Annotated in this window: 11 protein-coding genes and 1 CRISPR repeat array; of the genes, 8 read left to right on the top strand and 3 right to left on the bottom strand. The window is 35.8% G+C overall.

All coding sequences use genetic code 11. The annotated features are described in order from the left end of the window. Nucleotides 1–216: 216 nt before the first annotated feature. The 8 genes from FB379_RS14765 (at nt 217) to cas2 (ending at nt 9,469) form a co-directional block, all read left to right on the top strand. The gene (locus tag FB379_RS14765) at nt 217–1,164 is read left to right on the top strand and encodes a helix-turn-helix transcriptional regulator (protein ID WP_158640207.1); all 948 of its coding nucleotides are present in this window, start codon (nt 217–219) and stop codon (nt 1,162–1,164) included. Nucleotides 1,165–1,347: 183 nt separating this feature from the next. Continuing rightward, nucleotides 1,348–3,774 (top strand): CRISPR-associated helicase Cas3', encoded by a 2,427-nt coding sequence (cas3, locus tag FB379_RS14760; RefSeq protein WP_144598280.1) that lies wholly within the window; start codon nt 1,348–1,350, stop codon nt 3,772–3,774. A gap of 255 nt (nt 3,775–4,029) precedes the next feature. Continuing rightward, entirely contained in the window at nt 4,030–4,746 is a 717-nt protein-coding gene (cas5c, locus tag FB379_RS14755; protein WP_144598279.1) for a type I-C CRISPR-associated protein Cas5c, read from the top strand. After that, a complete protein-coding gene (cas8c, locus tag FB379_RS14750) occupies nt 4,747–6,639 on the top strand; it encodes a type I-C CRISPR-associated protein Cas8c/Csd1 (protein WP_144598278.1) in 1,893 nt (630 codons plus the stop codon). It abuts the gene before it with no gap. 1 nt (nt 6,640) lies between these two features. Beyond that, a complete protein-coding gene (gene cas7c / locus FB379_RS14745; RefSeq protein ID WP_144598277.1) occupies nt 6,641–7,492 on the top strand; it encodes a type I-C CRISPR-associated protein Cas7/Csd2 in 852 nt (283 codons plus the stop codon). Further along, nucleotides 7,482–8,141, top strand: coding sequence for a CRISPR-associated protein Cas4 (gene cas4, locus FB379_RS14740; RefSeq protein WP_130158742.1), 660 nt, complete (start codon nt 7,482–7,484; stop codon nt 8,139–8,141). The genes cas7c and cas4 overlap by 11 nt, the downstream gene beginning before the upstream one ends. Then, the gene (gene cas1c, locus FB379_RS14735) at nt 8,138–9,169 is read left to right on the top strand and encodes a type I-C CRISPR-associated endonuclease Cas1c (protein ID WP_144598276.1); all 1,032 of its coding nucleotides are present in this window, start codon (nt 8,138–8,140) and stop codon (nt 9,167–9,169) included. Before cas4 ends, cas1c begins: the two co-directional genes overlap by 4 nt. Before the next feature lie 9 nt (nt 9,170–9,178). Then, nucleotides 9,179–9,469, top strand: coding sequence for a CRISPR-associated endonuclease Cas2 (gene cas2 / locus FB379_RS14730; RefSeq protein WP_094244427.1), 291 nt, complete (start codon nt 9,179–9,181; stop codon nt 9,467–9,469). A 167-nt stretch (nt 9,470–9,636) separates the two neighbouring features. Next, a CRISPR array of direct repeats spans nt 9,637–11,188; the repeat unit is 32 nt; unit sequence GTCGCATCCTTTATGGATGCGTGGATTGAAAT. A gap of 214 nt (nt 11,189–11,402) precedes the next feature. Here the strand turns inward: cas2 and FB379_RS14725 are convergent. The 3 genes from FB379_RS14725 to FB379_RS14715 all read right to left on the bottom strand — a co-directional run bounded on the left by FB379_RS14725 (nt 11,403) and on the right by FB379_RS14715 (nt 14,816). Then, nucleotides 11,403–12,263: a carbon-nitrogen hydrolase gene (locus FB379_RS14725; protein WP_144598275.1), complete on the bottom strand. Its 861-nt coding sequence runs from the start codon at nt 12,261–12,263 to the stop codon at nt 11,403–11,405. 100 nt (nt 12,264–12,363) lie between these two features. Beyond that, the gene (locus FB379_RS14720) at nt 12,364–13,983 is read right to left on the bottom strand and encodes an amidohydrolase (protein ID WP_144598274.1); all 1,620 of its coding nucleotides are present in this window, start codon (nt 13,981–13,983) and stop codon (nt 12,364–12,366) included. 23 nt (nt 13,984–14,006) lie between these two features. Beyond that, entirely contained in the window at nt 14,007–14,816 is an 810-nt protein-coding gene (locus FB379_RS14715; protein ID WP_144598273.1) for an APC family permease, read from the bottom strand. Between the last annotated feature and the right edge of the window lie 145 nt (nt 14,817–14,961).

The raw sequence follows: 14,961 nt of genomic DNA, 5'->3' as shown, positions 1-14,961 counted from the left end.
TGTCCATGCCTTTGTCCACCTAACGTGTGCTAAAGATACCTTTACTATGAAAAGCCGATGGCAAGAGCATCTTCTGTGGTTGAAGCGATCACACTCTGTTCTAATAGACCTAATTTCAAAAGTTTTATAAATTTTCCATACAGATTATCTATAGGATTAATTTACTATGGTAAAATATTACACGTAAATGTTGTTAGGTATTTTGGAGGTATCATTATGTCGAAAATTGTCAATGCTTTTCGAATGCTTCTTTTATTGAAATCACGAGGACGAATGCAAATTAAAGAATTAGCAGAAGAACTTGAATTAAGTGAAAGGGTTATTCGAGTTTATCGAGATCAATTAGAAATGGCTGGATTCCATATTCAGACAGCTAGGGGAAGATATGGAGGTTATGTTCTGCCGAAAAGCAATATTTTTGAATACTTGTCGCTTTCACCAAAAGAATTAGAAGCATTAGTAAAGGCAAGTGAATATTTAAAAAATCATCCTACCTTTTTGCAATTCGATGATTTTGAAAGTGCCGTCATGAAGATTCAAAGTATTTCCAAACAGCAGATTCAGTCTTCGTCTGAATGGCAGCCAATTATTTTAGAGGAAAAAGCAAATGTCGATTGGAATCATGAAAAAGATAAGTATGAACAATTAGATTTTGCAATCGCGGCTCGCAGAAAAGTGAAGATTGTTTATGAGGCTTTAAATTCAGACCGCACTGAACGCATCATTCATCCTTACAAACTGATTCCGTATAAAAAATTTTGGTATTGCATTGCTTATTGTGAGCTGAGAAATGATTATCGTGATTTTAAATTAACTAGAATTCAAGATTATCAAATATATGAAGAAAGGTTTCAGCGTGATGAATCATTTCGGCTTGAAGACTATATTGGTAAAACGAGTATTTATGCTGATACCTATTTTGTTGAATTGCATGTAAAACCACCATTTTCCAAGATTTTAAGTGAAAAGATCTATTCAGAGGATCAAGAAATAGAGCAACAACAAGATGGATCCATCATTTTTCGGGCGACGATGTCCGGGTTGCCGGAATTAACTAGTTTTGTATTAAGCATGGGATCTTCAGTTCAGGTGCTCGGTCCGAGTGAACTTCGCCAAAGCGTCAAGGAAGAAGTAGAAAAAATGTCAAAAAATTTTTTAAACTGACATATTAAGTTCCGGAATAGATGATAGGATGATGATAGAAAAGCTTGGAGGGAAAAGAAATGAGACTTCGATGCCAATTTGAGGTTGAAAGGCTACCCGTTGCTTTATCGAATATTAATATGAAATTTTAGTGTATCTAGAGTAGGTGCAAATATTTAAAAATATCGCAGGGAGCGGGATTAAATGAAGTTTATTGCCCATATACGCGAAAGTGATAATAAAATACAAACTGTTAAAGATCATTTGTTAGAAGTAAGAGATTTAGCTGAATCCTATGGGGAAAAGCTAGGTGTAAGACATTTAACTGGTCTTGCGGGTGTGCTTCATGATCTTGGAAAATGCACAAATGAATTTAGAGAATACATATTAGAAGCAGTAAATAATCCTGATGCACCGCCTAGAAGAGGAAGTGTTGACCATTCAACTGCAGGTGGGAAACTTCTCTATGAGATTTTTCATACAAGCGAGAAGTTAGATCCTCATAAAGGTCTCTTAGCAGAAGTGGTGGGAAATGCGATAATTTCTCATCACTCGTATCTTCAAGATTTTTTAAATCCAGATTTAGAATCAAATTACTTAAAAAGAGTTCGTGATAAAGAATTGCCTGAATTTGATAGGATAAAGCAATATTTTTTTAAATATGTTATGAATGAGAGAGATTTTCATAATTATGTTGACAAAGCAGCTGAAGAGTTAAAACAATTTTTAGCAAAAGAGTCATCAGGAAATTATGAAAAGCAACTAATGTTTTTAACCAAATTTGTATTTAGTGCTTTAATTGATGCTGATAGAACGAATACAAGATTATTTGAAGAAAATAAAACCAATGACCCTATAAACAATCATGAAGAGTTATTTGATATATACTACGAAAGGCTCATGAGAAAAATCAATTCATTTAGTAAACAAAAGGATGCCTGTACACCTATTAATCTTCTAAGAAAAGAAATGTCTGATCAGTGTGATAAATTTGCTGAGAGAGCATCAGGAATATATACGTTATCTATCCCAACTGGTGGAGGGAAAACATTAGCAAGTTTAAGATATGCTCTTAAACACGCGAAACTTTATAACAAAAAACACATCATTTTTGTAGTCCCCTATACAACTATTATTGAACAAAACGCAGAAGAAGTTAGAAAAATATTAAAAGATGATGCCAATATATTAGAGCATCATTCAAACGTTATTGAAGATATAGATGATGATGAAAATCAAGATGGCTTGATTAGTGTGCAACAAAAATTAAAATTAGCCAAAGATAATTGGGATTCACCAATTATTTTTACAACGATTGTGCAATTTTTGAACGTTTTTTACGCAAATGGGAGTAGAAATATTAGGAGGCTACATAATTTAAGTCATTCAGTGATTATTTTTGATGAAGTGCAAAAAGTTCCTATTTCATGTGTATCTCTATTTAATCAGGCACTAAACTTTTTAAAAACTTATGGTTGCTCCAGCATCGTGCTTTGCACTGCAACTCAACCAGCATTAGACTTCGTTGAGCATAAATTAGAAATAAATACGGATGCGGAAATGGTCAAAAACCTAGATTATGTAATTAATGCATTTAAACGGGTGGAAATCATTGATAAAGCAACAAATGAAACATTTAATAATGAAAAACTATCCAATTTTATTGAGGCAAAAATAAGAGAAGTACAAAGTGTGTTAGTTATTTTAAATACGAAATCAGTTGTGAAAGATCTATATACTCAATTGAAAATGAAGAAGTTAAATTTACCAATTTATCATTTGAGTACATCAATGTGTGCTGCTCATCGTAATAAAATTTTAGGTGAAATAAAAGATCATCTGAAAGAGGGTAATAAAGTAATTTGTGTAAGCACCCAACTGATTGAAGCGGGGGTAGATGTTAGTTTCGATTGTGTGATTCGCTCATTAGCAGGATTAGATTCCATTGCACAAGCTGCAGGCAGATGCAATCGGCACGGTGAAAAGGACATACAAAATGTTTATGTTATAGACCATGAAGAAGAAAAGTTAAATCGTTTAAAAGAAATAGCTGTTGGAAAAGAAGTTGCGAAAAGAATTTTGATTGATATAAGCCGCGATCAGGCCAATCATGGTGGCAGCATCTTGTCTATGCAAGCGATGGAAAGATATTTTAAAGAGTATTATACGGAATTCAAGCAGAGTTTGAATTATTTTATACCGAAATTGAAAAAAGAAATGGTAGAGCTATTGATAGCCAATAGAAGAAAAAGCTCCTATAGCCAAGCATATTTTCAAAAAAATGGTGCGCTTCCTCCGTTATTTTTAGTAAATAGCTATAAAACAGCGGCTGAACATTTCCGAGTGATTGACGACATGACTACTTCCGTAATTGTTCCGTATGGTGATGGTAAAGAAATTATCGCTGAATTCAATAGCAATAAAAGCATTTATGAATTTTCCCAGCTTTTGCGAAAGGCTCAGCAATATACGATCAACATCTTCGATTATGAACGCGAACAATTAATCAAAAATGATGGGTTAGTGCGTTATTTAGACGGCAAAGTCCTAGCCTTAAAAGAGGGAGCATATGATAAGGAATTCGGCCTCAACCTTGAAAATGACAGCCATTTGGATGTAAGTATATTTTAAAAGATGCTTACTTAAGAGGGGTCTGGGGTCTTAAATAAAATAAAGTACAATCAAAAGGGTGCCAATTACTTTTGGTGCACCCTCTTTCAAATAATATAATATATTTTTCAATCCACGCTTTTAAAAGCGACAATTTATTATACCATAATCAAGATTCAAATATTATATTTCATATAATATATTATTTAAATTGAATATTTTCTGAAAAAAGATTATTATTAAATTATTAAAAAATTCAAAAAGGAGGTGTCTGTATTGAGAAACGCTATTGAATTTGAAGTTTATGGTGATTACGCCTTATTCACGGATCCTTTGACAAAAATGGGAGGTGAAAAGCTGTCCTATCAAGTGCCAACCTACCAGGCGTTGAAAGGAATTCTTGAGTCGATTTATTGGAAGCCCACCATACTTTTTATCATTGATGAAGTTCGAGTGATGAATCCGATTCGAATGGAATCCAAAGGCATTCGGCCAATTGAATATGGTGGGGGAAATACACTGGCTCATTATACGTATTTAAAAGACGTAAGATATCAAGTGCGTGCACATTTTGTTTTTAATCCGCACCGTCCTGATCTTGCTTTTGATCGCAACGAACATAAGCATCACAACATACTAAAACGTTCACTGAAAGCTGGAGGGCGAAGAGATATCTTTTTAGGCACTAGAGAATGCCAAGGGTATGTTGAACCGTGTGTATTTGGTGAAGGTGAAGGATTTTATGATGATTATGGCGATATTCATCTAGGCACTATGGTTCACGGCATCAATTATCCAGATGAGACGGGTCGAAATGAAATGGAAGTCCGTTTATGGAATCCTGTGATGAAGAATGGAATTATCCAGTTTATTAGACCGGATCAATGCACACATGTTCGAAAAATCAAAAAAATGGATCCGAAGCATTTCGATAAAACAAATATTGAATCTGCTGATGAACTGCTAAATCAATTAGGAGGGGGAGGTGAATAAATGAGCTGGTTATTAAATTTATATGAGACATATGAAGCCAATTTAGATCGTGTAGGTGTAATGGAAAAAAAGCATAATGAACAAGAGTATACTTTGTTGCCGATTTCTCATACGACTCAAACCGCGCATATTGAAGTGAATATCACAGAAGACGGGCAATTTCATTCGGCAACAGTCATTAAGGAAGTGACTGTCATCCCTTGCACAGAAGATTCTGCCAATCGAGCAGGTTCAAAAATAGCTCCTTACCCGCTTCACGATAAATTAAGCTATGTAGCAGGCGATTTTGTTACATATGGTGGAAAAATAAAAAAAGAAGAACCTTTTAGCTATTATATTCAACAGTTGAAAGATTGGGCAGAATCCCCTTATGCAACAAAGAAAGTAAAAAGTATTTATCACTATTTAAGCCAAAAGCGGCTTATTAAAGATTTAGTGGCTGCAAACATTTTGTATCTAGATCCGAATGGGCGTTTAATTGATAAATGGAATAAAAAACACGAAGCTTTATATGGAAGCAAACCGCCTATCTTTTCAGTCATTAGCGGTGGAGTGGAGAGTGCTTTTGTTCGTTTCAATGTTTATTCACCTCATACTATATTGACAAAGGTTTGGAACGATTCTGAAATGTACGATTCATTTATTTCTTACTACAAAGACCTCTTAAAGAACAACGACGAAGATTTTTGTTATGTAACAGGAAAAAAGTTGCCAGTCACTGATAAACACGCAAACAAAATTAGAAATGCTGGCGATAAAGCGAAACTAATTTCAGCCAATGACACGAGTGGTTTTACATTTAGGGGACGTTTCGATAAAAGTAATGAGGTAGCCACCATTAGTTATGATGTTTCCCAAAAGGCGCATAATGCACTGAAATGGTTGATTAACAGGCAGGGAAAAATCATTGACCAACGCGTGTTTCTCGTATGGGGAAATGATGAAATTACTCTACCAGATCCGACAGAAGATACTTTTGCTATCCATCCCATACCATTAGAAAAAAAAGAAAGAAAATCGTTTACGAATCAGGAATTTGCTAATGAAATAGCCAAAGCTTTGGAAGGGTATAAAGCGAATCTGACAACAAAGTCCGAGGTGAATATTTTAATCCTTGATTCTGCTACTACGGGCCGTCTTGCTGTGCTTTATTATCGAAATATGAATAGGGAACTGTATTTACAACGACTGGTTGAATGGCACTCAACTTGCGCGTGGCTTCACCGTTATCGAAAAGATGAACAAAAGAAAGCGGTTCAATTTTATGGAGCTCCCGCGACTAAAGATATTGCGTTTGCTGCTTATGGGCCGAATGCAAACGATAAAGTAGTGAAAGGACTGATGGAGCGCATCTTGCCTTGTATTGTCGATGGTAAAAAAATTCCACTGGATATTATCAGAAGCGCTTTTTATCGCGCTTCAAATCCAGTAGCAATGGATAACTGGGAATGGGAAAAAACGCTAAGTATTGCCTGCGCTTTAATTAATAAACAGGAGGGATTAAATATGGCGCTAGATACAGAAAATAACGACCGCGATTATTTATTTGGGAGGTTATTGGCCATTGCGGATGTGCTGGAAAGACGAGCTTTGGATTCTGATGAAACGCGAGCTACGAATGCCATCAGATATATGAACGCTTTTTCCAGACACCCCGAAAGAACATGGAAGATCATTCAGGAAAGTATTCAACCTTATCAAATGAGGCTCGGGACAAGAGGACTATATTTGTCCAAACTAATTGATGAAGTGGCTTCTAGAATGAAATTTGAAGATTTTAATAACAAACCGTTATCTGGTAAATACCTATTAGGTTTTTATAGCCAACGACATGCATTATATCAGAAATCAGAAAAAAATACTGAACCAACTAATGAAGTAGGAGGAATGTAATATGTCAATCTTAGATCATAAAATTGATTTTGCTGTTGTATTATCGGTAAAAAAAGCCAACCCAAACGGAGATCCATTAAATGGAAATCGTCCAAGACAAAATTATGACGGACATGGGGAAATTTCGGATGTGGCCATTAAACGAAAAATCAGAAATCGACTGCAGGATATGGGAGAGTCCATTTTTGTTCAATCAAATGATCGAAGAGTCGATGATTTTCAAAGTTTAAAGGAGCGTGCAGAAGCACACCCGGAATTAAAGAAAATTATGAGTTCTAAAAACGGTTCAAGTGAAGAGTTTGCCAAGATAGCTTGCCAGTTATGGATCGATGTCCGCGCTTTTGGTCAAGTTTTTGCCTTTAAAGGATCCGATTTATCTGTCGGTGTTCGTGGTCCTGTTTCAATCCATACGGCAACAAGTGTCGACCCTGTTGATATTGTCAGTATGCAGATTACAAAAAGTGTCAACTCTGTAACGAATGAGAAACGAAGCTCTGATACTATGGGAATGAAGCATCGTGTTGATTTTGGGGTATATGTTTTTTACGGCAGTATCAACACACAATTGGCAGAAAAAACAGGATTTACAAATGAAGATGCGCTAAAAATCCAACAAGCTCTTGTTACATTGTTTGAGAATGACGCATCTGCTGCGAGACCTGAAGGAAGCATGGAAGTGCACAAAGTTTATTGGTGGGAGCACAATTCAAAACTGGGACAATATTCTTCCGCTAAAGTTCATCGTTTATTAAAAATTGAAAAAAATGTGGAAGAACCAAAATCGATTGATGATTATACGATCACTTTAAATGAGCTAGATGGTTTAAAAGCTGTGGTCATCGATGGTAAATAATGAGGAAGAAATTTATTTAATGTTGTCCGGTATTCAGCATTTTCAATTTTGTAGACGCCAATGGGCTCTCATTCATATTGAACAGCAATGGGAAGAAAATGTAAGAACGATTGAAGGACAATATCTTCACCGAAAAGCTGACAAGCCATTTATTCGAGAGAAGCGTGGCAATAAACTGATTGTTCGAGCAATGCCTGTAAAGTCAAATGAACTGAAAATTACCGGTGTTTGTGATGTTGTTGAATTTGTTAAAGATAATAATGGTGTAGAAATAGTGGGTGCTGAAGGAAAATATGTTGCCTATCCTATAGAATATAAACGTGGAAAGCCGAAAATAAATGATTCAGATATATTGCAATTAACAGCACAAGTTATGTGTTTAGAGGAGATGTTACTTTGCAAAATAAACACAGGATATATGTTTTATAACGAGATAAAACGGAGAGTAGAAATACCTATAACATTAGAAAATAAAAATAAAGTAAGGTCAATTGTCTTAGAAATGCATGATCATTATAAGCGCAAGTATACGCCTAAAGTGAAAACTGGATCTTTTTGCAAAAACTGTTCCCTCCAAAATATTTGTTTGCCAAATTTAATGAATAAGCGGACTGTAAAAAGTTATATTGAAGGAAAGATAAAAGAATGAAAAAACTGCTTAACACATTATTTATCACTCAATCAGATGTTTATTTATCATTAGACGGCGATAATATTGTCCTTTTAAAAGAGAATGAGAAGATAGGTAGATTACCGCTTCATAATTTAGAATCAATCGTATCCTTTGGCTATACTGGTGCAAGTCCTGCATTAATGGGATATTGTGCAGAAAAAAATATTTCATTAGTTTTTTTAACTAAGAACGGTCGATTTCTGGCAAGAGTGATCGGAAAAAGCAAAGGTAACGTCATCCTTAGAAAGAAACAATATCGTGTGTCTGAAGATGAAGTTATGTCGGTAAAAATTGCACGTAACTTTATTATTGGAAAGATTTATAACAATAAATGGATAATAGAAAGAATGACTAGAGATTATCCATTACGAGTGGATGTAGCTCTTTTTAAAGAAATCTCTCAACATTTATCATCTATCATTCATGATGTGCGAGAGTGTGAAGATTTAGAAAGATTAAGAGGTTTGGAAGGACAAGCTGCTATAAGTTACAATAAACTGTTTAATCAGATGATATTACAGCAAAAAGAAGATTTTTATTTCCACTCGCGATCACGAAGACCGCCATTAGATAACGTGAATGCAATGCTTTCATTTGCTTATACGTTATTGGCAAATGATATGGCATCAGCGTTGGAGGGGGTTGGTCTCGATGCATATGTAGGTTTTTTGCATCGAGATCGGCCAGGAAGAGCATCTTTAGCTTTAGATGTAATGGAAGAATTGCGGGGTGTTTACGCAGATAAGTTTGTCTTAACATTGATTAATAAAAAAATTGTTAACAAAGAGGATTTTATAAAAAAAGAAAATGGAGCTGTAATTATGACAGATGAAGCTAGAAAGAAATTCTTATCTGCATGGCAAAATAGAAAACAAGACAAGATAACACATCCATATTTAGGCGAAAAAATAACTTGGGGATTAGTTCCACATGCACAAGCTTTACTATTGGCCCGTTATTTACGTGATGATTTGGATGAGTACCCACCATTTTTATGGAAGTAGGTGTAAATTTTGTTAGTTTTAATAACTTATGATGTTAGTACTGTAAGCAGTGCAGGACAAAAAAGATTAAGGAAAGTGTCGAAAGTATGCCAAAATTATGGCCAACGAGTCCAAAATTCAGTTTTTGAATGTAACGTCGATGCAGCCCAATTTACAGCTTTAAAATTAGAACTCACCAATATTATTGATGAAAATAAAGATAGTCTCAGGTTCTATCAACTAGGAAACAATTATAAGTCTAGAGTAGAGCATATAGGTGTGAAAGCATCACTTGATTTAGAGGATCCTATAATTTTTTAGTGCGAATGTATAGTGAGCTTGAAATTCTTGATACATTCGCACCTGATTTTTTTGAAATCATTTCCATATTTTATTTTTTTTTGAAAAAAGTTCTTTATTTTTATAAAGAAAATGGCGGTTTTTTGTTAAAATTACATCAATTTAAGTAATTTTGAGGAAAAATCGCTGTCGCATCCTTTATGGATGCGTGGATTGAAATATGAATAACGTGAAGCTAATCGCTTGGTCAACGTGTCGCATCCTTTATGGATGCGTGGATTGAAATTATCGTTTGTTTAACGTTACTTTTATTTATATACGTCGCATCCTTTATGGATGCGTGGATTGAAATTCATATCATTCCCCTTATATCAATTATTAGTTACGTCGCATCCTTTATGGATGCGTGGATTGAAATTTGTTCGTAGTCTGTTGATTTTAACGGAACATTTGTCGCATCCTTTATGGATGCGTGGATTGAAATGCCAATACCTTTTTTGTCGATAGCGAGAATCTCGGTCGCATCCTTTATGGATGCGTGGATTGAAATCGTATCATCGTACTAATCGATTCGCCGCGAATAATGTCGCATCCTTTATGGATGCGTGGATTGAAATTTTTGCAACATTAATGCTTGCAGTTGTTGCAATGGTCGCATCCTTTATGGATGCGTGGATTGAAATAAAAACGTTCGTACAGAATTACGAATATTTTACGTCGCATCCTTTATGGATGCGTGGATTGAAATCTTGAATGACGGCATTTGGGCCTTGTCGCAACGCTCGTCGCATCCTTTATGGATGCGTGGATTGAAATATTCGTTTGATACCTGCGATAAGCCCTAACGGCGTCGCATCCTTTATGGATGCGTGGATTGAAATCATCAAGCAAAGTCGTTAATATTTTTAGACCTGCGTCGCATCCTTTATGGATGCGTGGATTGAAATAACATTGCCATAGCAGTCTGCGTGTCCCATCGCAGTCGCATCCTTTATGGATGCGTGGATTGAAATGGTCTTCATATACAACACTTTTTCGAATAATTCCGTCGCATCCTTTATGGATGCGTGGATTGAAATGATTATGTCGTTTAGTGCTGCCGTTCCGTATTGACGTCGCATCCTTTATGGATGCGTGGATTGAAATATTCTGAATACCCGGTTGACTATGCTGAAACAAAGTCGCATCCTTTATGGATGCGTGGATTGAAATGAGGATAGACAGCGCTTCATTGGCCAAAAAGAAAAGTCGCATCCTTTATGGATGCGTGGATTGAAATGTACGAACGTCCGCCTGTCGTTTGATAAAGAACGCGTCGCATCCTTTATGGATGCGTGGATTGAAATGACCTTCACGGCGAAGGCGAACATGACATTGAAGTCGCATCCTTTATGGATGCGTGGATTGAAATGTTGATTAATTGTAATCGAGACTTCCACACAACCCGTCGCATCCTTTATGGATGCGTGGATTGAAATTTAGCTCATTGATTTCACGATTAATGGAGATCGTGTCGCATCCTTTATGGATGCGTGGATTGAAATATTTACGACGGCTGATCCAAAACTGACTAAAACGTCGCATCCTTTATGGATGCGTGGATTGAAATTCGGAATCTAGTCCGAACAGCGAGTGAGTTTGAAGTCGCATCCTTTATGGATGCGTGGATTGAAATCTCTATGACGTTGTCACACCTGCTGAAGTTGAAGTCGCATCCTTTATGGATGCGTGGATTGAGATGTGTCCATGGGGGTGTCCAGAAAGTCAAATCGCCAATGAAAGCAAAAAATCATAAACACCGATATATCAACGTTTCTAAAACATTAATGGGGCGTCAATAAGCCGTAAAAACGACTTATTAGCCCCCCCTCCTTTATAGATCATAGGTCATTGTTTCGGGTAAATAAAAAAGAAAGGGCCCAATTCGCTATACGGTTTGGGTCCTGTTCTATAATTAATATCTAGTTAGTATTTCCTTTTGTAACAAAGGTTCATAAGTATCTACACGACGGTCCCTAAAAAACTGTAGTATTCTCCTTGTTTTTTCAATTTCACTTAAATCTACTTCTTGTACGATGACACCTTCTTTGTCATCAAGGGAAGATAAAATATTTCCAAGCGGATCACTAATAAAGGATCCTCCGTAAAAACTCATCTCTTTTTCTCTTCCTACGCGGTTAACTGCTGCTACAAATACTCCATTATAAATTCCGTGTGCCAAAATGGCTTTTTGCCATGATGGTTTCGTTGATAATTCAGGATAATCTGGTTCAGATCCAATTGCGGAAGGGAAAAATAAAATTTCTGCTCCCTTTAAACTTAAAATTCTTGCAACCTCTGGAAACCATTCATCCCAACAGATGCCAATTCCAATTTTCCCATAGGCAGTATCATAAACGGGATATCCAGTATTGCCTGGGACAAAGTAATATTTTTCATGGTATTGAGGACCGTCTGGAATATGATTTTTTCTCGTAATGCCTAAGCGTTTTCCATCTGAGTCAAATACTGCTGCGCTATTAAAATATATACCTGAGCCAGCTTTTTCATAGAAAGGAACAATTAATACGATTTGTAAAGTTCTTGCTAATTCACTCATATTGGATAGAACAGCGCTATTTACATCTTCTGCCAATTCGTAGTTTTGGACATCAACGGATTGGGGAAAATATTGAGAGGCAAACAATTCTTGTAAACAAATAATTTTTGCTCCGTTATTGGCAGCTTCTTTAATTTTTTTGATAGTTTTTTGGATGTTTTTGTCAATATCTTCCCCGCAGCTTAATTGAATAAGACCTATCTTTACTTTGGTCATTTTCTTTCTCCTCCCTAGTATTTTTTATAAGAGCAGTTCTAATATTGAGAAGTACATTGCTGTTTAGAACAGCCTCTTAAAATTGTTTCGGCAGTCATATTTACGACACTTTTTCATTTGTATATACTACTTTACCATCCATGATTGTCATTTTTACTTCTGTAGAAGGAATATCCTCGATGGATATATCAAATAAGTTTTTATCTAATACGACAATATCAGCGAGCTTCCCAGGTTCTAATGTGCCGAGTTCGTTTTCTCTAAATGAACCATAAGCAGGTGTTGACGTATAATTTTTCAGTGCTTCTGATAATGAAATGCTTTCATTTTCTCCCCATTGCTTGCCTTTTAAATCCTTTCTAGCAACAGCATTATATATGCCAAGCATTGGATTTAATGAAACAACTGGAAAATCTGTACCAAATGCAATTACAGCTCCACTTTCTGAAATTGTATTAATTGGGAAGAAAAGGGGTTGCTGATTTTCTCCAACCATTGTTGTATAAGCTTCTTGCTCCATTAAAGCAATATGATATGGTTGAAAAGAAGCAATTATTCCTAACTCTGCAAACCGTTTCACATCGTCAGGATGCAATACTTCCACATGTTCAATCACATGTCTCGAATCTCTGATTTCATTTTCTTTTCTAGCTTCTTCAAAGGCGTCTAAAGCTAGGCGGACTGCGCCATTTCCAATTGCATGAAAGCGAATTTGGAATCCTTCTTTATCAGCTTGTTTCACTAATTGCTTGATTTTTTCAGGAGGTAAGGTGGTTCCCCCTTTCGTATCTGGCCGATCTTTATAAGAATAAAGCAAATAAGCTGTATGTCCCGTAACAACTCCATCGATAAACTGTTTTAAGCCTGTCATCCTTAATTTGCTAGATTGATATTTATTCTTTAATTGTTTAGCCTCGCTCAGATCCATTTTTAATTCAGGTGAAAAATGAATCCGTGCTGTAAGGAGTCCTTTCTTATCAAAATCCGAATAAACCTTTAAATCATCCAGTTGATTAGGGGCAATTTTCGCGGCAAATAAATCATGGACCGATGTAATCCCATATTTGGCCAATTTATTTAGCAATTCCTGGAAAAGTTCTGCCCGTTTTTCTTTTGAAAAGTTAAAGGCTGTTTCAGATACAAACCCAATTGCATGTTCAAAAAGAAGTCCGTTTAATTCACCGTCACTATCCTTGCCGATTTCCCCATAATCAGGATCAGGGGTATCTTTTGTTAGTTGAACGATTTCAATAGCTTTGCTATTAATCCATGCATAATGAACTTCGGTATTAAATAATAAAACAGGACGATCAGAAATATACATATCTAATATAGATTTATGTGGAAGCTGTTTATTTTTCCAATTTGTATGATCCCATCCAATCCCAAAAATCCATTCAGCGTCGGGCCTTGTTTCAGCATATTTTGCTACCATTTCTGCCACTTCTTCCGAAGATCTGGCATTATATAACTGTACACTTTCTTTCTGAAATATTATCCCCATCATTAAATGCATATGAAAATCATGGAATCCTGGAAGAATCAATTCCTGATCAAAATCATAAATAGCCGTATGTTTACCTGCGAATGATTTGACCTCTTCTTTTGTGCCGATTGCCATGATTTTATTGCCTTTAATCGCAATAGAAGCCTTTTTTGGAGTATTTTCCAATCCCGTAAAAACATAATTACTTGATAGAATCATATCTGCCTTTTCCATCACACTCTCCCCCTTATAAGCGTTTACATTGTTACATCATCGATTTGGTCAACGGAAAGTTCTGGTGGTCTAGTAGTAAAGAATTTTGTTATATACAACAGGATAATAAAGCCGATTACAAACCATCCAAAACCGAGCAAGAGAGCTTTTGTATCCAAACTAGTCCAAAGCCATAAAGTAAAACATGCTCCAATGATAGGTAAAATAAGATATTTTACTATATCGATGCCTTTTCTTTGTTTCCCTTTAATAAAATAATGGGCAACGACAGATAAATTAACAAAGGTAAAAGCAACTAGCGCCCCAAAATTTATTAAGGAAGAAGCCATGACAAGATCAATGAATAGTGCCGATAATGTAAATGCACTAACGATTAATACGTTTAAAGCTGGTGTCCGGAATTTAGGATGGATGTAACCAAAAATTTTCTTTGGAAGCACACCATCGCGTCCCATCCCGTAAAGAAGTCTAGAAACACTTGCATGGGAAGAAAGTCCAGAAGCGATTGCCCCAGTTATATATCCTGCTAGAAAGATAGACTGAAAGAGGTTTCCACCAATATACAAAGCAATTTCCAAAGCTGCAGAATCTGGATCTTGAAATGCTTGATAATTTGGAAACACAAGATGGCAAACATAGGAAACTAGTATAAATGTTGTTCCTCCTATTAATGCCACAAGAAAAATTGCTTTTGGTATTGTCTTTTTCGGATTAATAGTTTCTTCTGCAAAGGTTGTCACTGAATCAAACCCTAAAAAAGATAAACATAATATGGATGCCCCAGCCAAAACCAAGGAAAAAGGAACTTCTCCATTAAAAAAGGGAGAACTCATAAAGAATGTACCTGAACCTAATCCGTTACTTAATCCTTTTAATGATAGAAATGTAAATTAGCACACTATTTTAGAACCACTTTTTTCAAATTATTTTGGACTAAAATCGGAAATACCTCGCAAAATGTTTGCGAATTCTCTCCGA

It is taken from the genome of Aeribacillus composti, assembly GCF_007827555.1.
GTDB lineage: Bacteria > Bacillota > Bacilli > Bacillales > Aeribacillaceae > Aeribacillus > Aeribacillus composti.
Note: the sequence above shows the minus strand (reverse complement) of the source record. Positions and strands in the feature narration are given on the sequence as shown.